The organism is Rhodoferax sp. GT1R46 (genome assembly GCF_056521285.1).
In genome coordinates, this window is record NZ_JBWMBC010000001.1 from 916,814 (window position 1) to 941,289 (window position 24,476).

Genomic DNA, 24,476 nt, shown 5'->3' on the forward strand with positions numbered 1-24,476 from the left:
TGACAGCGATCTGCGTCGCTGTGTGTATAGGCTTTACCATTTGGATCCGACGCACGGCAAGTGCGGTGTTGGGTGGTGAGCCCTCCGAAGCGAGCCAGGCGCTCGCAGCTCTTGCCAATGGAAACCTTGATCTGAAGGTGTCTCGGGCTCCGGAAGGCAGCCTCATTTATTCGCTGGCTAGGCTGGTAGCTATGTTGCAATCCACCATGGGAGAGATCAAAAATTCTGTGCTGAGCATTTCAGATGCATCCAATGAAATTGCGACTGGCAACCAGGACTTGAGTACCCGAACCGAGCACACTGCCGGCAATCTGCAGCGCACTGCCTCCAGCATGGAAGATCTCAACAACACAATGCGGCAATCCACAGAAGCGGCAAGTCAGGCAAATCAGCTTGCTGCATCAGCAGCCCAAGTAGCGACACGTGGTGGAGTCGTGGTGGGGCAGGTCGTCGCCACAATGGAAGAAATCAATCAAAGTTCCAAAAAAATCAGCGACATCATCGGAGTAATTGATGGTATTGCGTTTCAGACCAATATTCTTGCGCTCAATGCGGCGGTCGAGGCGGCTCGCGCTGGCGAACAAGGCCGGGGGTTTGCCGTAGTTGCCAGTGAAGTACGCAGCCTTGCAAGCCGCAGCGCCGAAGCTGCCAAGGAAATCAAAGCCCTGATCGGCGCGTCTGTAGAGCGAGTGGACTCTGGCTCTCGCCTAGTTCAGGCCGCTGGAACCACGATGGTTGAAATTGTGAGTTCGGTCAGGCGTGTGGGCGACATAGTGAGCGAAATCACTGCAGCGTCGGTGCAGCAATCCCGAGAGATCGGCGAAGTCAACGCTGCGGTCAGTCAAATTGAGCAAATGACCCAGCAAAACGCTGCCCTGGTGGAAGAGTCTGCAGCGGCCGCGGAAAGCCTCAGGGAACAGTCGTTGCGACTGGCCAGCGCGGTGTCAATATTTCAGACTGAAAACACGCGTCTATTGATGTGATCGTTCAACATGAACTTGTGAGTTGAGCCGCTGACCCAATTGGGCTCACACACGATGCAACCACACACTTTGGGAACTGGTCAAAAGCACTATTTTGGGCATGCAGGCAGCAGTCTTTGCTTGGGCAGTTCAGGCGCCGCGTGCGAGACACGGCACAACTCACGCCAGAAGCGTTGTGTGAATTCAGGGTACTGCGCGTAAAACGCGAGGCCCGAAGCGGCATAAAACGAAAAATCCTGCAGCACCGGCAGTAGCAACTCCAACTGAGATTTTTCATCATCGGGGAGGCCGTCAACAACAAGCTCCGGTAACGCCGCCACCTGCACATGGCCTTTGAGCAACATATAGGTGGTTTGCATTCCGGTGCCACCGGTTTCTGCGGCAATCCCTCTCGTTTTTAACACTTCTTCAGCGACCGAGCCACGGGTTACTGCGACCCTGAATTTGGGTGGTCCATTCAAGGTCTTTCCGTCCCACTGGATGGACTTTTTGTCCCGCCGCACCCAAAATCCCATGCGTGTTTGCGCCATAGCAAAGCGCGGGTCCGGTAGCCCATTGCGCATAGGGAACTGTGCCACCTTCATGCGTTCCTCAGTAGGCGCGGTCAAAGCCAGAAGGTCAACGCGATTTTCCGATATTTCTGCGTTCATACGCTTTTGCGGCAGGCGCACTGTTTGCACCGTGGGCGTGCAGCCACTGCGCTTGATAGCCTCGTGCACCCACGCTGGGGCCAAGCCGGGCTGGTCGGAAAACGTGTCACCGTTTCCATTCAGCAAAGAAGATACGGCAAAGTTGTAAAACGCTACGCGTACTTTTTCGGGGCACGGCTCCTTAGCCAGCGCCGGAGGGGTGGCGAGAGGGAGAAGTAGCACAGAGAGGAAAGGCATTAGAAAGTGCATGCATGTTGACTCGTATTTGTTGCATGGTATGCCGTATTTCGTTCGTCCGAATGACTGTTGTCGCAGCAAACCCGCCTTCAGGAATTTGATCGCCAGTGGCTGGTTTCAGGCCATCGGATTGAGGAGGGCTAAGTCCGGTATGGGTCGGCTGCGGCTACGGGCCAGTTGGGGGTAGTCGCCAATGACTGATGTCGGGAAGTAGGCTGAGACCTGCTCAATCCTTGAGATTCACCCCCAGGGCGTCCAGCTTCTTTGCATAAGAGTCCCTGCGCTTTGCTGCCTTTGCAGCGGCGTCAACGGCTGCGTGGATAGCCTTGGGCCCCTTTTGTGCGGCAGCTTGGATCAGACCGGACTTGTGGACCGCCTCAGCCTCCGCCCGATTGAAAGTGGCAATGAGGTCGGCATGGGTAAGGGATGGATTCACAGGTATCCCTAAAGCTTGACGTTAGTGCGAAGCAAGGCTGTTCTCAATTCGCGGCTGGCCGGTTTTGAAACATCCACGCCTTGAACCGCTAGGTCGAACGATGAGCCTGGCCTGATGCCGATAGGCAGTATTTTTTTTGCGGGATTCACAGTCGGGGATTTGCCATCCGCGGGACACATGCGAACGGAAAACCCGAATTCGTCGAGGACCCCTTTCGCGTACAACTCCGCCAATTGCTGAAACGATACGAATGTTGAGCGCTTAACTTCTTTGCACCCTGGCTCACGGATGTCACGAACGATCTCGAATTTACCCAACGTATCTCGCTGCGTATTGGTAAACGGATGCAGCAAGAAAGTCTGACGAACCCCATTCTTCTTGGACACCAGCGTGTGCTCGACGGCGATATCAACTAAAAGCATATTGTTTTCCTTTTGATTCAGTAAGCCACAGCTAGCCCCACCCGATCGGCCGCCGTCCCAGAGGGAGAGGACTTTAACTGAACGAGTGCAAATGGTAGATCGATATTGCAAGGTGACTGACCGCTTTGGGCCTTGGATTCAACCGGTCGATTCCCGAAATCCAGATCGCCGGTCTAGCCGGCAGCAAACGCAGCATTGCAGTCATAGACATGTGCGACGACGAGCACCCGCAATGGTCCCACGCAGCCAAGTGAGTTCCTGGCTTCGCTGGTTGTTCAAGCAATTGCACGGAGTAGCAAACAAGAAAGGCTCCCGAAGGAGCCTTTCTTTGACCAAGCGCCACGCAGGATACCTGCGCCGCAGTGGGTCCGATTTTGCTTAGACGCGCTTGCGGTATTCGCCGGTGCGGGTGTCGATTTCAATCTTGTCGCCCTGGGCCACAAAGATTGGCACGCCGACGTCAAAGCCGGTGGCGATCTTGGCAGGCTTGAGCACCTTTCCGGATGTGTCGCCTTTGACTGCGGGCTCTGTCCAAGTGATTTCTCGCACCACACTGGTGGGCAATTCAACCGAAATGGCCTTGCCGTCGTAAAACACGACTTCGAGTTCCATGCCATCTTCCAGGTAATTCAGTGTGTCGCCCATGTTCTCGGCTTCCACTTCGTACTGGTTGAACTCTTCGTCCATGCACACGTACATAGGGTCGGCAAAATAGGAGTAGGTGCAATCCTTCTTGTCCAGAATAACCTGGTCCATCTTGTCGTCGGCCTTGAATACGACTTCGGTGCCAAAGTTGGCGATCAGGCTTTTAAGCTTCATGCGCACGGTGGCAGAGTTGCGGCCACCACGGCTGTATTCGGTCTTCAGAACGACCATGGGGTCTTTGCCGTGCATGATGACGTTGCCGGCGCGGATTTCTTGAGCGACTTTCATAATTGTCTCGTAATAGGTACCACTGTTAGCCTGTGCTGACAGCGTAATAGGCCGCTATCTGCGGCGGAGCACGGGCTGCGAATATTTTCGGCAAACCCAGCAAAGCCTCCTATTTTAACGTTTTTTCGATACGAAGTGGATCAGCTGGGCGACCAGATCATCCATTTTTAGGAGTCGGGTTCTGGCCTCTGTGGCAATTCGCCGCCAGGCTTCCAAGGGTTCAGGCAGGAAAATGTTGGAGCAGTCAGTGCCTTCTACGCTATTCCACTGGCGGTAAAGGTGCCGCAGCGAAGCGTCGGCCCCCAGCATGTTCAAAAAAGCGTCCAGCTTGGGGTGGTGCGCATCGTCGTCTTGTGGGTAGATGTTCCAGATGCAGGGTTGACCGGCCCACAAAGCACGCACCAGCGAGTCCTCTCCCCGCACGAAGTTCAGATCGCAGGCCCACAAAAGATGGTCAAACTCCCTTTGCGTCAACGCCGGAAGGTATGAAATAGATAGCACCTCACGCTTATTCCACGGGGGGTTCAGTCGGTTTTCATGTTCAATCATGGCCTGCACTGCCGCTGCAGCACGCCCGGCCGTGACCAGCAGGCGCGTGGGCAGGTTTTGGGAGGCCAGGTGCCGCACCAGCCAGGGCAGGGCGGCGGGCTCGTAGCAGAACAGTGAAATCAGCCGCTCTCCCGGTTTGGGTTCAATGCCGCAGCCGTTCAGCCAGGCGTTGCGGTCAAAGCAGGCCCGGCGTTGGGCCAGATCGGGCTCGCGCAACAAGCCGCCAGTGCCCTGCGTGAAGCCGGGGTAGAAAAAGTGCCTGGTTCTGCCCCGCGCGGGTCCGGATAGGATGGGTGATGGCAGGCGGTGGCAGCGCTCCACATAGGACTCGGCCGACAGGTATTCGAGGTTGATCCAGACCGGGTTACGTAAGTCTTTTTCGGGTTTAGCCCCCGAAGCATCTGCGTGAGCAGCTATGAATTCAGGAGCAATGTCGCATCCAAAGCATTCCATCCAGACGTCCGCCGGGACCAGGTTCGCCAGGCTTTCACGGTGCCTGGTCTGGGCCCAGTCATGCACCTCAATGCCATGCCAATTCCCTTCCTGCGCACCGGGTGCCATCCAGGTCAGCGCGCTGGCATCATCCACCCACAGTCGCACATCATGCCCACGGGCGGCCAGGTCCGCACACAAGCGCCAGCACACGCCGATGTCTCCAAAGTTGTCGATCACGCGGCAGAAAATATCCCACAGCAGGGCGGGCTTATTGGGGGCAGTCATGGCGGGGATTGTCCACAAAGTCGGGGTGGCCAGGCGATTGCTGGGCGCCTTGCTGCTATAACAAAGATGAAAATCAGCCGCGATGCCCGGCTTCTGCCCCCGTTCAAACCAGGAGACATTCATGAAACCCCGTTCTTTTGCCGCCCTGTTGTTGACTTCTCTGCCGCTGCTGGCCGTGGCGCAGGACACCACGTTTCAGACCCGATCGCTGACGCCCGAGGTTGCGCTGGTAGCCGGGCGCTCGGCGCTGGAGCAGTGTCGCAAGCAGGGTTTTCAGGTCGCAGTGGCCGTGGTTGACCGCTCTGGTCTGACGCAGGTGTTGCTGCGTGACCGGTTCGCCGGTGCGCATACGCTGGATGTCGCGTCTGGCAAGGCTTGGACAGCGGCGAGTTTCAGGACGCCCACTTCGGCGCTGGCCAACGAAACCCAGCCGGGCAAAGCGATGAGCGGATTGCGCAATGTGCCCCGGTTCATTCCCGTGGGAGGCGGACTGGTGATCGAAGGGGGTGGCGTGGTGTTTGGAGCCATTGGCGTGTCGGGCGGGCCTGGTGGGGATGCGGATGAAGCGTGCGCTGCCGCGGGCATTCGCGCCATCGCGGAGTCCATCGAGTTCTGATCCCGCGACAATACGGCCCCATGTCTGAAATCCACTCTGCTGAATTGTTGCGCGAAGTCGCGGCATTACCCTCGCTGCCTGGCGTCTACCGGTATTTTGACGTCGAGGGGCAGTTGCTGTATGTAGGCAAGGCCATCAGTTTGAAAAAGCGGGTGTCGAGCTATTTCCAAAAGAACCATGGAGGTACGCGTACCGGCCACATGGTGAGCAAGATTGTTCGGATGGAGACCACCGTGGTGCGCTCCGAGGCCGAAGCACTGCTGCTGGAAAACAACCTCATCAAGACGCTGCACCCCAAGTACAACATCCTGTTTCGGGACGACAAGAGTTACCCCTATCTCAAGATGACCGGGGTTCCTGCTGCAGCGCTGCGGGCGGATGCGCTGGGTGCAGCGCCCTCGGCCGCGAGCTTTTCACGGGTGTCTTACTACCGGGGTGGTGTGGAGAAGAAACACCGCTACTTTGGTCCCTATCCCAGCGCCTGGGCGGTGAAGGAAGCCATCCTGCTGATGCAAAAGGTGTTTCGCCTGCGCACCTGTGAAGACCCGGTGTTCAGTAACCGCACCCGTCCTTGCCTGCTGTACCAGATCAAGCGTTGCTCTGCGCCGTGTGTCGGCCATATCTCGCCGCAGGACTATGCGGATGACGTGGCGAACGCAGAAAAATTCTTGCGCGGCGATGCGCAAGAAGTAATGCGTGCGCTGGAGTCCCGCATGATGACCCATGCGGAAAAGCTGGAGTTCGAGCAGGCCGCTGAGCTGCGCAACCAGGTGGCGGCCTTGTCCAACGTGCTGCACCAGCAATCGATGGACAATGTGGCCGACCGGGATGTGGACATCCTGGCGGTCAAAGTGCAGGGCGGCAAGGCATGTGTGAATCTGGCCATGGTGCGCGGTGGCCGCCATCTGGGAGATCGACCGTATTTTCCGGTCCATGTGGAAGAGGCCGTGGGCCTGCATGACGAAGCAGACGAGGACGGTGATGCGGAAGTTCCAACCGGCACGGACGCGGAAAAGCCAGCGGCGGGAGATTCGGTCGAGGTGCAGGTACTAGAGGCCTTTTTGGCACAGCACTACATTGATGTGCCGATGCCACCGACACTTATCGTAAGTGACCCGGTCAGCAAGACATTGCTGAAAGCTTTGTCACAGCAGATGGGTTTCAAGGTCAGCGCCATTCACCAGCCGCGCGAGCAACGCAGGGCCTGGCTGGACATGGCGCAAACCAATGCCGCATTGCAGCTGGCCCGGTTGCTGGCCGAAGAGGGCTCCCAACAAGCGCGCACGCGGGCACTGGCTGACGCACTGGATTTGACGCTGGAAAATCTGGATGAACTGCGTGTGGAGTGCTTCGACATTTCGCACACATCAGGGGAGGCCACGCAGGCTTCCTGTGTGGTGTTTCACCACCACAAGATGCAAAACGCCGAGTACCGTCGTTTCAATATCGACGGCATCACGCCAGGCGACGACTATGCTGCCATGCGTCAGGTGCTGACCCGGCGTTACAGCAAGCTGGCCGAATCATTGATGGAAGCCAAGCGCACAGGGCAGACGCCTGCTGGCACCGGGCGTTTACCGGATCTGGTGCTGGTGGACGGCGGCAAAGGGCAGGTGTCCATGGCCCGCGAGGTTTTTGAGCAACTGGGTCTGGACCTGTCATTGATCGTCGGCGTGGAAAAAGGCGAGGGTCGCAAAGTCGGGCTGGAAGAGTTGGTGTTCGCCGATGGTCGCGAGAAGGTGTACCTCGGCGCGGACTCAGCTGCCTTGATGCTGGTGGCACAGATACGCGACGAAGCCCACCGTTTTGCCATTACGGGCATGCGCGCGCAGCGGGCCAAAGTACGTGTGGGTGGAGGCAAGCTGGAAGAGATTGCGGGGGTTGGACCCCGGCGCCGGGCCAAGCTATTGCAACGCTTTGGTGGAGTGCGGGGCGTGGCGTTGGCCAGTGCCGACGACATTGCTGCAGTGGATGGCATATCCCGTGAATTGGCGGAAGAAATTTATCGGGCACTGCATTAGCCGTGCCACAATCCAAGCATGTTTTTGACGATACCGACCATCATGACCTGGACGCGAATTTTCGCGATCCCGCTGATTGTCGGAGTCTTTTACTTGCCCGAATCACTTGCCACGTCCGGCGAGAGGAATCTGATTGCAACGGTCATGTTCGTGGTGTTTGCCGCTACCGACTGGCTGGATGGCTATTTGGCCCGAAAGCTGAACCAGACGTCATCATTCGGTGCATTTCTGGACCCGGTTGCCGATAAATTTCTGGTCTGCGCCTGTGTGCTGGTGTTGGTGCATTTGCAGAGGGCCGATGTCTTTGTTGCGCTCATCATCATTGGTCGTGAAATTGCGATTTCAGCTCTGCGGGAATGGATGGCGCAGATTGGCGCATCCAAGAGTGTGGCAGTACACATGATCGGCAAACTCAAGACGGTATCGCAAATGGTTGCCATACCCTTTCTTCTGTTTGATGGCCTGTTGTTCGGCGTGGTAGATACCCATGTGTGGGGCGTCTGGCTGATCTGGGTGGCGGCCGGGCTCACGGTGTGGTCCATGGTCTATTACCTGCAAAAAGCATTGCCGGAGATACGGGCCCGGGTCAAATAGCAGAGCCCCTGAGTCGTGCAAAGTAGTGCATGCGCAGTGCACTTTTTTTGTGCCTCGCTTACCACAATAATTCTTGAAGTTGATGGCCGGTTTTCATTGGAAATGCGACTAGAATTCTGCTCCGCACTGTCGTATTGCTGCACGGCGTATTGACACGGGAATGGCCCGTGGCTTTAATGGTTTGCAGCAGGTGAGACTGCTACCGACATGATCCAGACATCCCCCCAGGATTTTTTTGCGTTAATCGCATTGGCCCTTGTGTAATGTCCGGTGAATAAATAAATTTGAAGAGACAATTCGACTAACTCTGCTTCCATACAAGGGGTCTTTGTGAATAAAACCGAACTGATTGAGCACATCGCGAAACATGCTGATATTTCCAAGGCTGCGGCTACGCGTGCGCTGGAGTCCACTATTGGTGCCGTAAAGACTACACTGAAAAAAGGTGGCACTGTTTCATTGGTTGGTTTTGGTACATTTGCGGTTGGAAAACGTGCAGCCCGGACCGGTCGCAATCCTCGTACCGGCGATGCGATTAAAATCAAGGCTGCAAAGGTTCCAAAGTTCCGTCCGGGCAAAGCATTGAAAGATGCATTGAACTGATTGGTACAGTAGATATTCAGGTTTCAGGTGGGGTGATTAGCTCAGTTGGTAGAGCGGCGCCTTTACACGGCGTAGGTCGGCGGTTCGAGCCCGTCATCACCCACCACCACCCAAGCAAAGGCGAACAGTGTTGTTCGCCTTTTTTTGTTTTTCATGGAGAGTTAGCGAATGTTTGATTTTGTCCGCAAGCACACGAAGGTCATGATGTTTCTCATGTTCTTGCTGATCATCCCGGCGTTTGTATTGGTCGGTGTAGATGGTTTTCGACGCATGGGCGGCGCGGGTGAAACGGTCGCAAAAGTCGGTAGCCACAGCATTACGCAAGCTGAATGGGATGCAGCCCACAAGAACGAGGTAGATCGCTTGCGTGCATCCATGCCAAACCTGGATGCGAAGTTGCTGGACTCTCCGGAAGCCCGTTACGCCACTCTGGAGCGCATGGTCCGCGAACGGGTGTTGTCCGAGGCGGTACAAGATTCCCATCTGAGTACCAGCGACGCGAGACTGGCACGTGAACTGCAGCAGGACCCGACCATTGCGTCCCTGCGCCTGCCGGACGGCAAACTGGACATGGATCGCTACCGCCAGCTTGCCGCCAGCCAGGGCTTGACACCCGACGGCTTCGAAGCCCGCGTGCGCAGCGACTTGTCTGTACGGCAGGTAGAGGCGGGGCTGTTGTCTACCGCCTTTTCCCCCCAAGCTTTAGCCGATGTATCCCTCAATGCATTTTTCGAACGCCGTGAAGTACAAATTGCCCGCTTCAGCCCCGCCGATTACGCTAGCAAGGTAACGCCCAGTGATGCGGATGTGGAGGCGTTTTACCAAGCCAATCCGTCCCTGTTTCAGGCCCCTGAAGCTGCTGATGTCGAATACGTGGTGCTTGATCTCGATACCGTTAAAAAGACCATTGCGCTTAACGAAGCGGATGTCAAAGCATATTACGAGCAGAACGCAGCCCGATTGAGCGGCAAGGAAGAGCGCCGTGCGAGCCACATCCTGATCAATGCACCCAAGGGCATGCCAGCCGCCGATCGCTCGAAGGCCCGGGAACGCGCCGACGAGTTGCTGGCGCAGGTGCGTAAGGCGCCTGATTCCTTTGCTGATGTTGCCCGCAAGAATTCACAGGACACCGGCTCTGCGCCGGGCGGCGGTGATCTTGACTTCTTCGGTCGTGGTGCCATGGTCAAGCCGTTTGAAGACGCAGCGTTTGCGATGAAAAAGGGTGATATCAGCGATATCGTCGAGTCGGACTTCGGCTTTCACATCATCCGCCTCACGGACATCAAGGCTCCGAAGCAGCGCAGTTTCGAAGAACTGCGTGCGGGTATCGAAGCAGATCTGAAAACGCAACAGGCGCAGCGTAAATTCGCAGAAACCGCGGAGGCGTTTACAAACGGGGTGTATGAGCAGTCAGACAGCCTGAAGCCGGTTGCGGACCGTTTGAAACTGGAAGTCAGGACCGCCTCCAATTTGCAGCGCACTCCATCACCATCCGTTACCGGTGCGCTGGCCAATCCGAAGCTGCTCGCCGCAGTGTTCAGTCCGGACTCCGTGGACAAAAAACGCAATACCGAGGCGGTTGAAATAGCGGCTAACCAGCTTGCTGCGGCGCGCATCACACAATACACCCCGGCGCGTACCCGTCCATTGACAGAAGTGCGAGCCAGTGTGCGTGACCGTCTGATTGCCAGCCGGTCAGCTGAATTGGCCAAAAAGGATGGTACTGAGAAGCTGGCTGCCTGGAAAGCTGTTGCTCCAACCAGTCTGCCAGCCGCTGTGATCGTGTCGCGTGAGCAGGGGCAAACCATTCAAGGTCCGGTGCTGGATGCGGCGCTGCGTGCCGATGCCAGTAGTTTGCCAGGATGGGTCGGTGTTGATCTGGGCGCGCAAGGTTATGCGGTGTTGCGTGTGAACAAAGTGCTGCCCCGCACGGCGGTGGCACCGGAGCGGGCAGCTCAGGAGCGCAAACAGTACACGCAGTGGATGGCAAGTGCCGAGAACCAAGCCTATTACAAGATGCTCCAGGACCGCTTCAAGGTCCAGATCAAAGTGCCGCGTCCAGCACGATCTTCAACTGATCTGCGAACTGCTGTCGAATAACGCCAAACAGCCGCTATAATTAGTGGCTCACGGTGGCTGTAGCTCAGTTGGTAGAGTCCAGGATTGTGATTCCTGTTGTCGTGGGTTCGAGCCCCATCAGCCACCCCAAGTGATTATTGAAGACCTTGCTATTGAATAAGTAGCAAGGTCTTTTCATTTGTGCTGCTTGCAGGCAATCTGTACGCAACTTGATTTAATGGAATGCACCGTTAAATCCAATATCGGCCGAGCCAAGCAACAAAAATCTCCAACATGGATGCATCGACCAACCTGGCCACTCTCGGTTTGACCTTACCCACTCCAGCCTACCTTGTCGGATCAGTGGTTTTCGGTTTTGCGGGCTACCTTGCCTATCGCCGTGGTCGTACATCTTCGCGGCTCGAACTCACTTTGGCCGGAGTGGCATTGATGGTCTACCCTTACGCAGTTTCTGAAACGTGGATGCTTTGGGCGATTGGCGTGGCGCTGTGTGGCTGGCTCTATGTCAAATGGGACTGAAAATCCCACTGTGTTGCGTTAAGTTATCGCGTGACAACTTTTGACATCTTCATCTCTGCATTCTTTTTTGCGTTTCGTGTGTTCAGCCGGCCCGTCGCTATCTCCAGTGCATCCAATGACTGGCCCAGCAATTCGGCGATTTTTTCAGTGGATGGATTGGGGTGATCGCGCAACAGTCCCACGGTAATTATCGAGGCTGATTTCATGAGGTTTTCCATTGACGTCTCTTTCTAGGTTTTGGGGGAATTCAAATTATGCGGCTTTCGGTCGTGCAGGCTGTCAGGTCGGCGCGAACTTGCACTTCACGGGGAAACAGCGCTGGATACGAATGCGGAATAGGCACGAGCCACTAACTGTGATTTTTTTCTGCAACAAATAGGCACAGGTTTCCTTTTTGATTAATAATTGCTGCACTGCAACATTTTTTGGAGATCCACATGTTTACCAATACCCCTTTCGCTTCCGCTGCCACGATGTTTCCTGGCGCTGAGAAATTTACTCCAGCTGCCATGCAAGACGCCGTCAAGCCTTTGATGGATAACTTGAAGGCTTGGGGTGAGCTTGCACAGAGTCAGGCGCAAGCGACCCAAGCAGCGGTTGCTGAATCAGTCGAAGCTTTCAAAAGCATCAAGGAACCACAGGCCGCATTGGAAACCATGAAGACCAGTGCTGAGAAGAGCATGGCTCTGACAGCCAAGCACCTGCAAGAAGCAACTGCTTTGAGCGTTGCCCAATTCAATGCGGGCATCGACGCTCTGCAAGAGAGCCATCCTGCTCCAGAAGCGTTTGCCAATGTTGGCAAAGGCCTGAAGGCTGCTGCAGCCTCTATGGAAAACGCGGTTGCTTCCACCTTGAAAAACGGTGCTGCGGTTGCAAAGAAGGCACGTGCTGCCTAATCTGAAGCTGATTTACTGACGCTGCTTTTGCGTCAGCCAGGCCGCCTCTCCGAGGTTGGCTTGGTACAGGCTTCAAAAAAATCCAGTCCTTGTGCTGGGTTTTTTTGTGCCCGTCTAGAGAGGGAGTCCCACGTAGTTTTCCGCCATCGCTGTAGATGCCGCAGCTGAGTTAACCAGGTAATCAAGCTCCGCGTCCTGCAGTTTCTGCCCAATGGCCCCGTCATTGGGGAAGCGGTGCATCAGGCTGGTGAACCACCATGAGAAGCGCTCACCTTTCCAGATGCGGCTCAGGCAGCGCTGGGAGTAGGTGTTGATACCTGCCTCGGACTGCTCAAGATAGAACTCGATGATGGAACTGGAGAGGTATTTCACGTCAGTGGCGGCCAGGTTCAAGCCCTTGGCACCGGTCGGAGGCACGATGTGGGAGGCATCGCCGGCTAGAAACATGCGCCCAAAACGCATGGGCTCCGCCACGAAACTGCGCAGTGGCGCAATACTTTTCTCAATCGATGGGCCTGTTACCAGGTTTTCTCTGGCCTGGGGGTCCAGTCGCAGCCGCAACTCCTGCCAGAAGGCGTCGTCAGACCAATCTTCGACCTTGTCGCTCAGGGGCACCTGCAGGTAGTGACGGCTGCGCGTGTGGCTGCGCATGGAACACAGGGCAAAGCCGCGCGTGCTATTGGCATACACCAGCTCTTCATGTACCGGAGGTGTGTCTGACAGTACGCCCAGCCAGCCGAAAGGATAGACTTTTTCATATTCGGTAATGGATCCCTGGGGCACGCTGGCGCGGCACACGCCATGAAATCCGTCGCAGCCGGCAATGAAGTCGCATTCAATTTCGTGCGTCTTTCCGTCCTTCTCGTAGCGAACGCGGGGTTTCGTGGTGTCGAAGTCATGCACAGTCACGTTGCCTGCTTCATAAACCGTGGTCAGACCCGCTGCGAGGCGTGCACTCATCAGATCCCGCGTGAGCTCGGTCTGGCCGTAAACCATGACGTTTTTTCCACCGGTGAGTTTGTTCATGTCGATGCGGTGGCGCTCACCTTTGAAGAGCAGGTCAAAGCCTCCGTGAACCAAACCTTCCTTGTGCATGCGCTCACCGACGCCCGCTTCATCAAGAAGGTCAATGCAGACCTGTTCCAGAATGCCTGCGCGGATGCGCGTGAGCACGTAGTCGGCGGTCTGGCGCTCAAGGATGATGGCATCAATTCCGGCCTTGTGAAGCAATTGGCCCAGTAGCAGGCCAGAGGGGCCGGCACCGATGATGGCAACTTGGGTACGCATGAAATCTCCTTGTTTTGACTGCTTCAAAGTTTAGGTTGGTATAGCCATAGCCGATAGACAGTGCCATTGCCCATTGTGCGATGAATGGAGTGAGTGCGCGATAATCGCGCAAAACCATTCCTCAAAATTCAAACTCCATGTCAACCGACCTTACCCATGCCAGCCCCCAGATTGCAAAAGCCGACCTCATCGCTGGAATGGCCAAGGGCATGGCGGTCTTGGAGAGTTTTGACACCGAACGTCAACGGCTCAACGCCACACTGGCAGCGCAGCGCGCCGGCATTACACGTGCTGCGGCGCGACGGCACTTACTGACATTGGCCTATTTGGGCTACCTTGAAACGGATGGCAGTTACTTCTGGCTTTCCAGCAAGGTATTGCGCTTCTCGGGAAGTTATCTTTCGTCTGCGCGTTTACCCCGGGTGTTGCAACCGACGCTGAATCGCCTTGCCATGCAGGCGCAGGCCTCTTTTTCGGCTGTGGTGCTGGATGGTGATGAAGTGGTGATCGTCGCGCGCAGTGGGAACGACTGGCGCAGTTCCCCCTCGGGAGCGGCCCAGGTGCTGGCCTATGGATTGCACCTGGGCGCCCGGCTGCCCGCGCAAGCGACCTCCACCGGGCGGGTGTTGTTGGCGGCATTCGCCCGACCGGCCCTTGGTGAGTGGTTGAAAAGCCACCCGCTGCGGCGTCTGACCGCCCACACCGTCACGGATATACGTCTGCTCCGAGGGTTGATTGACCAAGCGCGCCGTCAGGACTTTTGTATGGCGAGTGAGGAGCACGAACTGGGCGTGCAGGCACTGGCGGTGCCGCTACGCAACATCGCGGGCAAGACCGTGGCGGCGCTCAACGTCGTGGCTGCGCCCCACCGTTTGACGCTGGATGCGATGCAGAGAGACTTGCTACCCATGCTGCTCGACGCCGCACGGGAGCTGCGTCCCCTGTTGTGAAGCGCCGGTGACCCGTTCAGGTTGCTCCCCACACCTCCTGCGCAGTTTCAATCACCAGCCTCAGCTTGGCCCGTTGCGCTTCTACGGCAATGTCATTCCCATGCACTGTGCTGCTAAAACCGCACTGAGGTGACAAGGCCAACTGGTCAAGCGGTGCGTAGCGGGCTGCTTCGTCTATGCGGCGTTTGAGGTCGTCCTTGCTTTCCATTTCGCCGAACTTGGTGGTCACCAGGCCCAGTACGACCGTCTTTCCTTTGGGCAAGAAGCGCAGTGGCTTGAAGTCACCGCTGCGGGCGTCGTCGTACTCCATGAAATAGGCATCCAGATTCATTTCCTTGAGCAAGGCTTCCGCTACGGGTTCATAGTTGCCGCTGGCAGCGTGGGTGCTCTTGAAATTGCCACGGCACAGGTGCATGGCCAGTAGCATGCCAGGCGGTTTTTGCGCCACCACCAGGTTGATGAATTTGGCATAGCGGTGGGGCAGTTCATTGGGGTCGTCGCCGCGCTGGCGTGCGGCTTCCCGCATTTTTTCGTCGCAGAGGTAGGCCAGATTGGTGTCGTCCATCTGCACATAGGTACAACCAGCAGCGGCGAGGCTCCGAAGCTCATCGCCGTAGGCATTGGCTACATCCTGGTAAAAATCGGGGTCCAGCTCGGGGTAATGCTGCTTGCTGATGCCTGCACGCCCGCCCCGAAAATGCAGCATGGTGGGCGAAGGAATTGTGACCTTGGGTGTGTTGCCAGCGCTCACCTGGCTCTTGAGGTATTCAAAGTCTGCCAGCTGGATGTTCTTGACGTGGCGAACCTTGTCGACCACGCGCATCACCGGTGGCGCCAGTTCCTGTGTGCCGTCGGGTCGAATGACCGTGACCGGGATGTCGGTCTTGACCCCTCCGATTTGCTCTAGAAAATCGATGTGGAAATAGGTGCGGCGGAACTCTCCGTCTGTAATGCTTTTCAGGCCTACGTCTTCCTGAAACTTCACTATCTCGGTAATGGCGCGGTCTTCTACCAGGCGCAACTGCTCTGGGGTCATAGCCCCTTTTGCTTTTTGCTCACGGGCTTCAAGCAAGTACTGAGGGCGCAAAAAGCTGCCTACATGGTCGTAGTGGGCGGGGAGCTGGGTCATGACTGGGTCTCCTTGGGATGAACTTACGTGTAATGGTAGAGCAGGTTTACGATGCGTTATTGAATACAGGAATATCTGATAGACCAGCAATTGCCCTAAATTCAAGTCATATTTATTAATTTATGTATACATTACGTATCCATGAAAGCTAAGAACTCTACTTTTCCACTCAATGCCTGGTACGCCGCTGCTTACGATGTCGAAGTGGTCCACGCCCTGCTGCCTCGCACCATCTGCAATCAGAAGCTGGTGTTGTTTCGCAGACTGGACGGCACCGTTGCCGTGCTGGAGGATGCCTGCTGGCACCGTCTGCTGCCGCTTTCTATGGGGCACCTCAATGGAGACGAGGTGACGTGCGGCTACCACGGCCTGGTCTATAACGCGCAAGGGCGATGCACACACATGCCCAGCCAGGAAACGCTGAACCCGTCTGCCTGCGTTCGCAGCTTCCCGGTGCTTGAGAAGCACCGGTTTGTATGGATTTGGCCCGGTGATCCGGCCAAGGCCGACCCGGCGCTGGTGCCCGATATGCATTGGAACGACGATGCCCATTGGGCGGGCGACGGCAAAATGATCCGGGTGGCATGCGATTACCGCCTGGTGGTGGACAACCTGATGGACCTTACCCACGAGACTTTCGTTCATGGCTCCAGCATCGGTCAGCGCGCTGTGGCAGAGGCACCTTTTGTGGCCACCCACGGCGGCCGCACGGCCACGGTGACCCGCTGGATGGAAAACATCGACGCACCCCCGTTTTGGGCTGGACAAATTGAACACGCCCGCGGATACAAGGGGCCTGTCGATCGCTGGCAGATCATCCGCTTTGAGGCGCCTTGCACAGTGAACATTGATGTGGGCGTGGCCGAAGCGGGTACTGGCGCCGTTCCGGTGGGCGGCAACGCTGGCGATAGCCGGACCAGTGACCGTAGCAAAGGGGTCAATGGCATGGTGCTCAACACCATCACGCCGGAGACCGACGGAACCTGCCTGTATTTTTGGGCCTTCGCACGCAACTATTGTCTAGGCGAACAGGCCTTGACGCACAAGCTGCGCGAAGGAGTAGCCAGTATTTTTCGCGAAGACGAATTGATTCTGGAAGCGCAGCAAAAAGCGATGGAAGACCACCCCGGACATCAGTTCTACAACCTCAACATCGACGCGGGATCCATGTGGGCCAGGCGCCTCGTCGAGGATCTGGTCGCTCGGGAAGAGCCCAAGACGCCTGTGATTCCCATACGCCATACGACTTGACGGTATGAAAGAAGGTGTAAACCCCATGGCGATTGCTACTAGAAATATAGCGGTTCACGCAATGAATACGGGGGCTAACGGTCAAAATGACATAAAGAATCTGCAACAGAGCGTGCAGCTCAAGGCGCAACGCCGTCTGCGCGAGATGATTCTGGCGGGCGAGTTGCCAGGGGGTGCCCGGATTGCCGAGCTGTCGATTGTCGAGAAACTGGGTTTTTCCCGTACGCCCATTCGTGCGGCTTTGATGCGATTGGAGCAGGAGGGCTTGCTCGACGCTCTGCCCAACGGAGGCTATGCCGTCAAAACGTTTTCGGAGCGCGACGTGTCCGAGGCCATTGAGCTGCGCGGCACGATCGAAGGCCTGTCGGCCCGCTTGGCCGCAGAACGCGGTGTTTCACCCGTGGTGCTCAATGAGTCTCGCGCGTGCCTGAGACAGATTGATTCCGTACTGGGCAACAGTTCGCTGGATGACGAGGCGTTCGCCAGCTACGTGACGCTCAACGAGCGCTTTCACGCCTTGCTGGGCGAGATGGCCGAGAGCTCGGTGCTGGCACGTGAGCTCGAGCGCGTGTGCGGTTTGCCGTTTGCGTCGCCCTCAGGCTTTGTTGTGGTGCAGGCCAGCAGCCCCCGCGCCCGCGACTTGCTGGTGGTGGCGCAAGACCAGCATTGGCAGGTGCTGGATGCCATTGAGCGGCGCGAAGGTTCCCGTGCCGAAAACCTCATGCGGGAGCACTCGCGAATTGCACAGCGCAATCTGCGTGAAGCGGTGCAAAGCCATGATCTGGATCAGATGCCGGGTGTGCGCCTGATCCGCAAACGAAGTTGAGGCACTCAAGCGCCATGAAAACCACACAAGTCTGGCTTGATGCCAGCGTGCACACTGTGCGCGAGATCACTCCCACCGTTCGCGAGTTCACGCTTCGCCCATCCGACGGCGTTCGGCCGCACGAGCCGGGTAGCCACCTGCAAGTCCAGATCAACGTGGGGCAGGGCGCGCTGGCCCGTCCAAAAACACGCTCCTACTCGCTTATTGGTCCGTCGGAAGGTGCGTTCTACCGCATCGCCGTCAAGCGTCTCGATGAGGGGCGCGGCGGCTCACTTGCCATGTGGCGGCTGTCTGTGGGCGACCGGTTGCGCATCAGTGAGCCGCAGAATCACTTCTCATTGGATTTAGTCGCGCCCGCTTATTTGTTGGTGGCCGGTGGCATCGGCATCACCCCTCTGGTTCTGATGGCCCAGACGCTGGCCCGTCGCGGTGTGATGGTTCGGATGGTGTACGGTGCCCGAACCCAGGATGAGCTCGCTTATTTGCCTGATTTGACAGCGCTTCAGTCCCCGTTCTCGTTGCAGACCGCTGTGTCCAGCCTGGATCAATCGATCGATTTTGATGCCGAAATTGCTGCTTTGCCACCAGGTACCCAGGCCTATGTGTGTGGACCGGCGCCCATGCTCGATGCGATGCGCCGTGCCTGGCAGTCTGCCGGGCGCCCGCTAGCCGATTTGCGCTACGAAACCTTTGGTAGCAGTGGCCGCTTTGCGCCGCAGGCGTTTCGGGTCAAGATCCCGCGACAGGCCGTTGACATCACCGTGCCAGCCAACTGCAGCCTGCTGGATGCGCTGGAGCTGCAAGGCGTGCAAGCGCTGTATGACTGTCGTCGGGGCGAGTGTGGGTTGTGCGCCATGGACGTGCTGTCCGTCGATGGGGAGATTGACCACCGCGATGTATTTCTAAGCGATGAAGAGAAGGCGCAGAACCGCCGCATCTGCGTGTGTGTTTCGCGTGCAGTGGGTTCCATCACACTGGACTCCGCTTACCGGCCAGAGATCTAGATTCGAACCTGAAGCTATCACGATTTGTTATATCAACCAGTCTGAATATGCTGTTGCCAATAGAAGAATTTGGCAACACGATGCACCATAATCGCAATTTTAGGAGACACCCCGTGAAAAAAAGACTATTCCTCAGCGCCTCAGCGCTGGCAGTTGCCACTCTTGCTTCCAGTGGCGCAATGGCAGAAGGCAATACCTTCAAAGTTGGCCTGATTTTGCCCATGACCGGGCAGCAGGCCACCACGGGCCGACAGATTGAAGCCGCGGCCCGCCTGTACATGGCACAAAACGGCGATATGGTGGCGGGCAAGAAGATCGAGCTGATCCTGAAAGACGATACGAGCGTGCCGGATGTCACCAAGCGTCTTGCCCAGGAACTGGTGGTGAATGACAAGGTCGACGTGCTGGCTGGTTTTGGCATTACGCCTTCCGCATTGGCCACCGCCCCAATTGCCACCCAATCCAAAACGCCTCAAGTGGTGATGGCTGCTGCAACTTCCAGCATCACCCAGGCATCTCCCTATATTGTGCGTACCAGCTTCACACTGGCACAGGCGGCCGTCGCGATGGGCGACTGGGCTCCGAAGAACGGCATCAAGAAAGTGGTGACCCTGGTGAGTGACTACGGCCCCGGCATTGACGCTGAAAAATACTTCAAGGAACGCCTGACGTTCAATGGCGGTCAGGTCACCGAGTCCTTGCGCGTGCCCTTGCGCAATCCCGACTTTGCCCCGTTCCTGCAAAAAGTGCGCGACCTCAAACCCGATGCCTTGTTTGTATTTGTGCCATCCGGCGCCGGTGCCGCCGTAATGAAACAGTTCCTTGAGCGTGGCATGGACAAGGCCGGTATCAAGCTCATCGGTACGGGCGACGTGACGGATGATGACCAGCTGAACGACATGGGTGACGGGGCCCTGGGTGTGGTCACTTCGCACCACTATTCCACGGCGCATCCTTCGGCCACCAACAAAAAGTTTGTTGACGCGTTCCAGAAGGCCAACAAAGGCTTGCGTCCCAATTTCATGGCCGTGGGTGGTTACGACGGCATGCGCGTGATTTACGAAGCGCTGAAGATCACCAAAGGCGTTGGCGGCGGCGATGCCTTGCTGGCAGCCATGAAGGGCCAGATTTTTGAGAGCCCACGCGGCCCGATGTTCATTGATGCACAAACCCGTGACGTGGTGCAAAACATTTACCTGCGCAAGGTTGAGCGCAAAGACGGCCAACTGTACAACGTGGAATTTGACGTGATCAAAGACGTCAAAGATCCTGGAAAAGCCAAGTAACTTGCTACCTCACCGTTGCCTCTGGGCTGCGCGCAGCCTGGTGGCAACGGTTTTTTTTATGACCAGCCCGAATCGAACGGACGTTTGAATGCTGACCATCCTTTTTGACGGCGTAGCCTACGGCATGCTGTTGTTTATTCTTGCCGTGGGGCTGGCGGTGACGATGGGGCTGATGAATTTCATCAACCTCGCGCACGGCGCCTTTGCCATGGTGGGCGGCTACATCACGGTGCTGCTCATGCAGCGCCTGGGTGTGCCTTTTTTGGTATGCCTGCCCTTGGCATTTCTAGGCTCCGCTTTGTTGGGCGGGGTGCTGGAGCGCACGCTCTACCGCCCGCTGTACCACAAACCCCATCTGGATCAGGTGCTTTTCTCTATTGGCCTGACCTTCATGGCTGTCGCCAGTGCCGACTATTTCATTGGCTCCACGCAGCAAATCGTGCAACTACCTGAGTGGCTCAAGGGCCGCACCGAGCTGGGCGAGGGCGACTGGATGCTGGGCATGGGTCACTACCGCCTGTTCATCATCGCTGTGTGTGCGGCACTCACGGTGGGCCTTCAGTTCATTCTGACCCGCACCCGCTTCGGTAGCCGTCTGCGCGCATCGGTGGATGACCAGCGAGTGGCCGCAGGTTTGGGTATCAATGTCAATGTGGTGTTTCTGTCCACCTTTGCGGTGGGTTCGGGCCTTGCCGGTTTGGGCGGCGCATTGGGCGCCGAAGTGCTGGGGCTGGACCCCACCTTTCCTCTGAAGTTCATGATTTACTTTTTGATCGTGGTCGCCGTGGGCGGCACGTCCAGCATTACCGGGCCCTTGCTGGCCGCTTTGTTGCTGGGCATTGCCGATGTGGCCGGCAAGTACTACATCCCCAAACTCGGGGCCTTCATTGTTTACTGTTTGATGATTGCCATTTTGATCTGGCGTCCGCAGGGGTTGTTTGTACGCAAGGGCGGAAAATCATGATGGACCGAAATCGCTGGAAATGGTGGGAGTTGGCTCTTTGGCTGGTGGCGCTGTCATCGCCGCTGGTCCTTTCTACCCACGCGCTCATCATCAACGAAATCGCCATCGTGGCCTTGTTTGCCGTCTCGCTGGATCTGATTCTGGGTTTCACCGGCATTGTGTCCCTGGGCCATGCTGCTTTTTTTGGCATGGGAGCCTACGCTGCAGCGCTGTTTGCCAAGCTGGTCATGCCCGACCCCCTGGTGGGTCTTGCATTTGCGGTGGCCGTATCGACCGTGCTGGGGGCGGTGTGCAGCATGACCATCATCCGCGGAAGCGATTTAACACGCCTGATGGTGACGCTGGGTGTGGGCCTGATATTGATGGAGTTGGCCAATAAGCTCGACTGGCTGACCGGCGGTGCCGACGGCTTGCAGGGCGTCGTCATGGGCCCCGTGCTGGGCCAGTTTGAGTTTGACCTGGCGGGGCGCACCTCGGCCTGGTATTCCATTGGCGTATTGCTGGTGTTGTTTGTGCTGGCGCGACGCTTGGTGAACTCGCCGTTTGGCGCCACGCTCAAGGCGATTCGCGACAACCGCCTGCGTGCCATGGCCATCGGCATTCCGGTCACCCAACGCCTTGCGGTGATCTACACGGTGGCAGCGGGCATGGCGGGCGCGGCGGGCGCTTTGCTGGCCCAAACCACCGGGTTTGCGTCGCTGGACGTGTTCGAGTTTCACCGCTCGGCCGATGTCATGCTGGTGCTGGTGGTGGGCGGAACGGGCTGGTTGTATGGCGGTGTGGTGGGCGCGATTGCGTTCACGCTGCTGCAGAATGTCATCTCTTCCATCACGCCACAGTACTGGACTTTCTGGATTGGTCTGTTCCTGGTTGTACTGGTACTGGTCGGGCGTGAGCGCCTGATTCGCCCGTGGACCTGGTTCTCGCGTGGGGGCAAAGTATGAGCCTCACAAAATCGATGCCATCCGCTGACGTTGTGCTGAGTGCGCAAGGCCTTATCAAACGCTTTGGTGGCATCACTGCCACCAATAACGTGAATCTGGACCTGCGACGGGGCGCCCGTCACGCACTGATTGGTCCCAACGGGGCGGGCAAAACGACGCTCATCAATCTGCTAACCGGCGTGCTGGAGCCCACTGAAGGCCGCATCACGCTGGAGGGCGAGGACATCAGCCAGCTGGCACCCCACCTGCGCGTACGCCGGGGCATGGTGCGCACCTTCCAGATCAACCAGTTGTTTGACACCATGACGCCGATGGAGACGCTGGCACTCACCGTGTCGCAGCAGCAGGGGCTGGGCGGCAAATGGTGGCAGGCCCTGGGCTCGAATGCCCGCGTGAACGAGCGTTGTGAACAGCTGCTGGAGCAGTTTCACCTGACCAGTGTGATGCACCAGACCACCAACGTGATGGCCTACGGCAAACGCCGTTTGCTGGAGATTGCCATTGCCCTGGCCTGCGAGCCGCGCGTCCTCTTGCTCGACGAACCGGTAGCCGGTGTACCTGCGGGTGAGCGCGAAGAATTGCTGCAAACCGTGGCGGCCCTGCCGGCCGATGTATCGGTACTTTTGATTGAACATGACATGGATCTGGTTTTCAGCTTTGCCAACCGCATGACGGTGCTGGTCAACGGCACAGTACTGACCGAGGGTGACCCGGACCAGATTGCCAACGATCCGCAGGTCAAGGCCGTCTATCTGGGACATGGCGAGGAGGCCGGCCATGCGTGAGCTGTTGAAAGTGGAGGGTTTGAGCGCCGGTTATGGCGAGGCCGTTGTGTTGACAGGTATCTCCCTGTCGCTGGCTGAAGGGCAAACACTGGCGCTGCTGGGTCGCAATGGTACGGGCAAGACCACGCTCATCAATACATTGGCGGGCGCTACACGCCAGCACGCCGGCAGCATCACATTGGGTGGCGTGGCCCTGCACAAGCTGCCCTCGCATGAGCGGGCGGCAGCGGGCATTGGCTGGGTGCCACAAGAGCGCAACATCTTCAAATCGCTCACGGTGGACGAAAACCTCACGGCGGTGACACGGCCCGGGCGGGCGGGAAAAACTACCAGCCCGTGGACGCCCGCACGCGTGTACGACATGTTCCCCCGTCTGGCGGAGCGCAAAACCAACCTGGGTACCCAGCTTTCGGGCGGCGAGCAGCAAATGCTGGCCGTGGGCCGTGCACTCGTGCTGAACCCCACCTTGCTGCTGCTGGACGAACCGCTGGAAGGCCTCGCGCCGATCATCGTGCAGGAGTTGTTGCGCGCCATTCGCCGCATTACGCGCGAAGAGGGGCTGTCTGCCATTATCGTGGAGCAGCATCCCCAGGCAATTCTGGCTATTTCGGACACGGCTGCCGTGCTGGACCGTGGAACTGTGGTGCATGCGGGCACTGCGGCCAGTCTGCAAGAGCAACCGGCATTGCTCGACAAACTGCTGGGTGTTGCACGCTAGAGTCAGTTGAAGCAGTTTGCTATTATTTGTATAGCTGCTCACGCATATTCCACGGGGGCTAGAGGCCTGAATCATATGAAAACGTTGCTGAAATACCTGGGTCTTGTCCTTTGCGCTGGTATCTGGCTCTCTGGGTCGACATGGGCCCAGACATTTCCCTCCAAACCCGTTCGTATCGTGGTGCCGTTCGGTGCGGGCGGTGTGGCCGATTTGACGGCGCGCACCGTGGCCCAGAAGCTCAGCGAGTCATGGGGACAACCGGTGGTGATCGACAACAAGCCCGGCGCCGGCGGTGTGGTGGCGGGTGATGCGGTCGCCAAGGCCGAGCCCGATGGCCACACCCTGCTGCTGATGTCCAACGGCACGGCTGTCAGTGCAGGCTTGTTCAAGGCTTTGCCGTTTGACACAGCGCGGGACTTTGCGCCGGTGTCCACCCTGGGCTTTTTCGACCTGGCCATCGTCGTCCCGGCTGCTTCCCCATTCAAAACCCTGGGCGACCTGCTGGCCTTTGCCAAAGCCAACCCCGGCAAGCTGAATCTGGGCACCATCAACATTGGCAGCACACAGAATCTGGCAGCCGAGTTGTTCAAAACTGCAGCCGGTATCGACCTTCAAATCGTGCCCTACAACGGTTCCCCCGCGGTAGTGACTGCTCTTCGGGGTGGGCAGGTTGAAGCCGCCATTGAGATACTGGCTCCCATGCTGCCGCAAATCAATGCCAGAGCCGTGCGCGCGCTGGCGGTCACCGGTGCCAAACGCGTCGCTGTTTTGCCGGATGTGCCGACAGCCAAAGAAAGTGGCTTATCTACCTTCGTGGTGTCCAGTTGGAATGCGCTGGCTGCACCGGCCAAAACGTCCCAAGGTGTGATCGCCCGTTTGAACAAGGACGTGGTGGCCGCGCTCAATGCCCCCGACGTCAAAAAGCGGCTACACGACCAGAATGTGGAAGCCCAATCGAGCTCGCCTGAGCAGGCTTCCGAGTTGCTGGCGAGTGAGATCAAGCGCTGGGGCGACGTCATCGTGCGCGCCAAAGTTCCGCAGCAATAATTGCGCAGTCCATCTGCGATGAAGGGG

The 24,476-nt window shown here is 57.5% G+C and carries 25 protein-coding genes, 2 tRNA genes and 1 pseudogene; 20 read left to right on the forward strand and 8 right to left on the reverse strand.

Going from position 1 to position 24,476, the window contains the following annotated elements; genetic code table 11:
* Positions 1-227: 227 nt before the first annotated feature.
* Positions 228-983: pseudogene (locus tag AC097W_RS04270) on the forward strand (methyl-accepting chemotaxis protein); the annotation flags it as partial.
* Between the two features lie 89 nt (positions 984-1,072).
* Here the strand turns inward: AC097W_RS04270 and AC097W_RS04275 are convergent.
* The 5 genes from AC097W_RS04275 to earP all read right to left on the reverse strand — a co-directional run bounded on the left by AC097W_RS04275 (position 1,073) and on the right by earP (position 4,930).
* Positions 1,073-1,870, reverse strand: coding sequence for a hypothetical protein (locus AC097W_RS04275; RefSeq protein ID WP_479601064.1), 798 nt, complete (start codon positions 1,868-1,870; stop codon positions 1,073-1,075).
* Between the two features lie 226 nt (positions 1,871-2,096).
* A complete protein-coding gene (locus tag AC097W_RS04280) occupies positions 2,097-2,306 on the reverse strand; it encodes a hypothetical protein (protein WP_479601065.1) in 210 nt (69 codons plus the stop codon).
* Between the two features lie 8 nt (positions 2,307-2,314).
* Positions 2,315-2,728 carry a hypothetical protein gene (locus tag AC097W_RS04285; RefSeq protein ID WP_479601066.1) on the reverse strand — a complete coding sequence of 138 codons (414 nt, stop codon included), beginning with the start codon at positions 2,726-2,728 and terminating at the stop codon, positions 2,315-2,317.
* A gap of 378 nt (positions 2,729-3,106) precedes the next feature.
* Positions 3,107-3,661: an elongation factor P gene (efp, locus tag AC097W_RS04290; protein ID WP_479601067.1), complete on the reverse strand. Its 555-nt coding sequence runs from the start codon at positions 3,659-3,661 to the stop codon at positions 3,107-3,109.
* 114 nt (positions 3,662-3,775) lie between these two features.
* A complete protein-coding gene (gene earP, locus AC097W_RS04295) occupies positions 3,776-4,930 on the reverse strand; it encodes an elongation factor P maturation arginine rhamnosyltransferase EarP (RefSeq protein WP_479601068.1) in 1,155 nt (384 codons plus the stop codon).
* 121 nt (positions 4,931-5,051) lie between these two features.
* Between earP and AC097W_RS04300 the strand changes: the two genes are divergently transcribed.
* The 8 genes from AC097W_RS04300 to AC097W_RS04335 all read left to right on the forward strand — a co-directional run bounded on the left by AC097W_RS04300 (position 5,052) and on the right by AC097W_RS04335 (position 11,362).
* Positions 5,052-5,546 (forward strand): GlcG/HbpS family heme-binding protein, encoded by a 495-nt coding sequence (locus tag AC097W_RS04300; protein WP_479601069.1) that lies wholly within the window; start codon positions 5,052-5,054, stop codon positions 5,544-5,546.
* Between the two features lie 20 nt (positions 5,547-5,566).
* Positions 5,567-7,567 carry an excinuclease ABC subunit UvrC gene (locus AC097W_RS04305; RefSeq protein ID WP_479601070.1) on the forward strand — a complete coding sequence of 667 codons (2,001 nt, stop codon included), beginning with the start codon at positions 5,567-5,569 and terminating at the stop codon, positions 7,565-7,567.
* 18 nt (positions 7,568-7,585) lie between these two features.
* The gene (gene pgsA / locus AC097W_RS04310; RefSeq protein ID WP_479601071.1) at positions 7,586-8,161 is read left to right on the forward strand and encodes a CDP-diacylglycerol--glycerol-3-phosphate 3-phosphatidyltransferase; all 576 of its coding nucleotides are present in this window, start codon (positions 7,586-7,588) and stop codon (positions 8,159-8,161) included.
* Positions 8,162-8,491: 330 nt separating this feature from the next.
* A complete protein-coding gene (locus tag AC097W_RS04315) occupies positions 8,492-8,764 on the forward strand; it encodes an HU family DNA-binding protein (RefSeq protein ID WP_142810653.1) in 273 nt (90 codons plus the stop codon).
* A 30-nt stretch (positions 8,765-8,794) separates the two neighbouring features.
* Positions 8,795-8,870 (forward strand) — tRNA-Val (locus AC097W_RS04320).
* Positions 8,871-8,932: 62 nt separating this feature from the next.
* Positions 8,933-10,864, forward strand: a complete 1,932-nt coding sequence (locus tag AC097W_RS04325; RefSeq protein ID WP_479601072.1) for a SurA N-terminal domain-containing protein — start codon at positions 8,933-8,935, stop codon at positions 10,862-10,864.
* Positions 10,865-10,896: 32 nt separating this feature from the next.
* Positions 10,897-10,972: transfer RNA gene (locus tag AC097W_RS04330), tRNA-His, on the forward strand.
* A 144-nt stretch (positions 10,973-11,116) separates the two neighbouring features.
* Complete coding sequence (locus AC097W_RS04335; RefSeq protein WP_479601073.1) at positions 11,117-11,362, forward strand: hypothetical protein; 246 nt, start codon at positions 11,117-11,119, stop codon at positions 11,360-11,362.
* Between the two features lie 23 nt (positions 11,363-11,385).
* Here the strand turns inward: AC097W_RS04335 and AC097W_RS04340 are convergent, their stop codons facing one another.
* The gene (locus tag AC097W_RS04340) at positions 11,386-11,580 is read right to left on the reverse strand and encodes a hypothetical protein (protein WP_479601074.1); all 195 of its coding nucleotides are present in this window, start codon (positions 11,578-11,580) and stop codon (positions 11,386-11,388) included.
* 219 nt (positions 11,581-11,799) lie between these two features.
* Between AC097W_RS04340 and AC097W_RS04345 the strand changes: the two genes are divergently transcribed.
* Positions 11,800-12,258 carry a hypothetical protein gene (locus AC097W_RS04345; protein WP_479601075.1) on the forward strand — a complete coding sequence of 153 codons (459 nt, stop codon included), beginning with the start codon at positions 11,800-11,802 and terminating at the stop codon, positions 12,256-12,258.
* Between the two features lie 114 nt (positions 12,259-12,372).
* Here the strand turns inward: AC097W_RS04345 and pobA are convergent, their stop codons facing one another.
* Positions 12,373-13,545 (reverse strand): 4-hydroxybenzoate 3-monooxygenase, encoded by a 1,173-nt coding sequence (gene pobA, locus AC097W_RS04350; protein ID WP_479601076.1) that lies wholly within the window; start codon positions 13,543-13,545, stop codon positions 12,373-12,375.
* Positions 13,546-13,682: 137 nt separating this feature from the next.
* Here pobA and AC097W_RS04355 point away from each other — a divergent pair, with 137 nt between their 5' ends.
* The gene (locus AC097W_RS04355) at positions 13,683-14,495 is read left to right on the forward strand and encodes an IclR family transcriptional regulator domain-containing protein (RefSeq protein ID WP_479601077.1); all 813 of its coding nucleotides are present in this window, start codon (positions 13,683-13,685) and stop codon (positions 14,493-14,495) included.
* Positions 14,496-14,511: 16 nt separating this feature from the next.
* On the opposite strand, the gene AC097W_RS04360 is transcribed toward AC097W_RS04355, so the two are convergent.
* On the reverse strand, positions 14,512-15,624 hold the full coding sequence (locus AC097W_RS04360) for a 5-methyltetrahydropteroyltriglutamate--homocysteine S-methyltransferase (protein WP_479601078.1): 1,113 nt from the start codon (positions 15,622-15,624) through the stop codon (positions 14,512-14,514).
* 141 nt (positions 15,625-15,765) lie between these two features.
* On the opposite strand from AC097W_RS04360, the gene AC097W_RS04365 reads away from it, so the two are divergent.
* The 9 genes from AC097W_RS04365 to AC097W_RS04405 all read left to right on the forward strand — a co-directional run bounded on the left by AC097W_RS04365 (position 15,766) and on the right by AC097W_RS04405 (position 24,449).
* Positions 15,766-16,875 carry an aromatic ring-hydroxylating dioxygenase subunit alpha gene (locus AC097W_RS04365; protein WP_479601079.1) on the forward strand — a complete coding sequence of 370 codons (1,110 nt, stop codon included), beginning with the start codon at positions 15,766-15,768 and terminating at the stop codon, positions 16,873-16,875.
* A gap of 61 nt (positions 16,876-16,936) precedes the next feature.
* Entirely contained in the window at positions 16,937-17,701 is a 765-nt protein-coding gene (locus tag AC097W_RS04370) for a GntR family transcriptional regulator (protein WP_479601300.1), read from the forward strand.
* A gap of 14 nt (positions 17,702-17,715) precedes the next feature.
* Positions 17,716-18,705, forward strand: coding sequence for a PDR/VanB family oxidoreductase (locus AC097W_RS04375; RefSeq protein ID WP_479601080.1), 990 nt, complete (start codon positions 17,716-17,718; stop codon positions 18,703-18,705).
* Positions 18,706-18,818: 113 nt separating this feature from the next.
* Positions 18,819-19,991, forward strand: a complete 1,173-nt coding sequence (locus tag AC097W_RS04380) for an ABC transporter substrate-binding protein (protein ID WP_479601081.1) — start codon at positions 18,819-18,821, stop codon at positions 19,989-19,991.
* A gap of 88 nt (positions 19,992-20,079) precedes the next feature.
* Positions 20,080-20,955, forward strand: coding sequence for a branched-chain amino acid ABC transporter permease (locus AC097W_RS04385; RefSeq protein ID WP_479601082.1), 876 nt, complete (start codon positions 20,080-20,082; stop codon positions 20,953-20,955).
* Positions 20,952-21,899, forward strand: coding sequence for a branched-chain amino acid ABC transporter permease (locus AC097W_RS04390; protein ID WP_479601083.1), 948 nt, complete (start codon positions 20,952-20,954; stop codon positions 21,897-21,899). Before AC097W_RS04385 ends, AC097W_RS04390 begins: the two co-directional genes overlap by 4 nt.
* On the forward strand, positions 21,896-22,684 hold the full coding sequence (locus tag AC097W_RS04395) for an ABC transporter ATP-binding protein (RefSeq protein WP_479601084.1): 789 nt from the start codon (positions 21,896-21,898) through the stop codon (positions 22,682-22,684). The genes AC097W_RS04390 and AC097W_RS04395 overlap by 4 nt, the downstream gene beginning before the upstream one ends.
* Entirely contained in the window at positions 22,677-23,402 is a 726-nt protein-coding gene (locus AC097W_RS04400) for an ABC transporter ATP-binding protein (RefSeq protein ID WP_479601085.1), read from the forward strand. Before AC097W_RS04395 ends, AC097W_RS04400 begins: the two co-directional genes overlap by 8 nt.
* Positions 23,403-23,477: 75 nt before the next feature.
* Entirely contained in the window at positions 23,478-24,449 is a 972-nt protein-coding gene (locus AC097W_RS04405) for a tripartite tricarboxylate transporter substrate binding protein (protein WP_479601086.1), read from the forward strand.
* The last annotated feature ends 27 nt before the right edge of the window (positions 24,450-24,476 follow it).

What these genes read in the sequence shown, in the direction of transcription:
- AC097W_RS04355 (WP_479601077.1), top strand. Translation starts at nt 13,683, where the DNA reads ATGTCAACCGACCTTACCCATGCCAGCCCCCAGATTGCAAAAGCCGAC.
- efp (WP_479601067.1), bottom strand. Translation starts at nt 3,661, where the DNA reads ATGAAAGTCGCTCAAGAAATCCGCGCCGGCAACGTCATCATGCACGGC.
- AC097W_RS04300 (WP_479601069.1), top strand. Translation starts at nt 5,052, where the DNA reads ATGAAACCCCGTTCTTTTGCCGCCCTGTTGTTGACTTCTCTGCCGCTG.
- earP (WP_479601068.1), bottom strand. Translation starts at nt 4,930, where the DNA reads ATGACTGCCCCCAATAAGCCCGCCCTGCTGTGGGATATTTTCTGCCGC.
- AC097W_RS04370 (WP_479601300.1), top strand. Translation starts at nt 16,937, where the DNA reads ATGAATACGGGGGCTAACGGTCAAAATGACATAAAGAATCTGCAACAG.
- AC097W_RS04390 (WP_479601083.1), top strand. Translation starts at nt 20,952, where the DNA reads ATGATGGACCGAAATCGCTGGAAATGGTGGGAGTTGGCTCTTTGGCTG.
- AC097W_RS04305 (WP_479601070.1), top strand. Translation starts at nt 5,567, where the DNA reads ATGTCTGAAATCCACTCTGCTGAATTGTTGCGCGAAGTCGCGGCATTA.
- AC097W_RS04340 (WP_479601074.1), bottom strand. Translation starts at nt 11,580, where the DNA reads ATGGAAAACCTCATGAAATCAGCCTCGATAATTACCGTGGGACTGTTG.
- pobA (WP_479601076.1), bottom strand. Translation starts at nt 13,545, where the DNA reads ATGCGTACCCAAGTTGCCATCATCGGTGCCGGCCCCTCTGGCCTGCTA.
- pgsA (WP_479601071.1), top strand. Translation starts at nt 7,586, where the DNA reads ATGTTTTTGACGATACCGACCATCATGACCTGGACGCGAATTTTCGCG.
- AC097W_RS04385 (WP_479601082.1), top strand. Translation starts at nt 20,080, where the DNA reads ATGCTGACCATCCTTTTTGACGGCGTAGCCTACGGCATGCTGTTGTTT.
- AC097W_RS04345 (WP_479601075.1), top strand. Translation starts at nt 11,800, where the DNA reads ATGTTTACCAATACCCCTTTCGCTTCCGCTGCCACGATGTTTCCTGGC.
- AC097W_RS04365 (WP_479601079.1), top strand. Translation starts at nt 15,766, where the DNA reads ATGAAAGCTAAGAACTCTACTTTTCCACTCAATGCCTGGTACGCCGCT.
- AC097W_RS04360 (WP_479601078.1), bottom strand. Translation starts at nt 15,624, where the DNA reads ATGACCCAGCTCCCCGCCCACTACGACCATGTAGGCAGCTTTTTGCGC.
- AC097W_RS04405 (WP_479601086.1), top strand. Translation starts at nt 23,478, where the DNA reads ATGAAAACGTTGCTGAAATACCTGGGTCTTGTCCTTTGCGCTGGTATC.
- AC097W_RS04275 (WP_479601064.1), bottom strand. Translation starts at nt 1,870, where the DNA reads ATGCCTTTCCTCTCTGTGCTACTTCTCCCTCTCGCCACCCCTCCGGCG.
- AC097W_RS04325 (WP_479601072.1), top strand. Translation starts at nt 8,933, where the DNA reads ATGTTTGATTTTGTCCGCAAGCACACGAAGGTCATGATGTTTCTCATG.
- AC097W_RS04400 (WP_479601085.1), top strand. Translation starts at nt 22,677, where the DNA reads ATGCGTGAGCTGTTGAAAGTGGAGGGTTTGAGCGCCGGTTATGGCGAG.
- AC097W_RS04375 (WP_479601080.1), top strand. Translation starts at nt 17,716, where the DNA reads ATGAAAACCACACAAGTCTGGCTTGATGCCAGCGTGCACACTGTGCGC.
- AC097W_RS04335 (WP_479601073.1), top strand. Translation starts at nt 11,117, where the DNA reads ATGGATGCATCGACCAACCTGGCCACTCTCGGTTTGACCTTACCCACT.
- AC097W_RS04395 (WP_479601084.1), top strand. Translation starts at nt 21,896, where the DNA reads ATGAGCCTCACAAAATCGATGCCATCCGCTGACGTTGTGCTGAGTGCG.
- AC097W_RS04285 (WP_479601066.1), bottom strand. Translation starts at nt 2,728, where the DNA reads ATGCTTTTAGTTGATATCGCCGTCGAGCACACGCTGGTGTCCAAGAAG.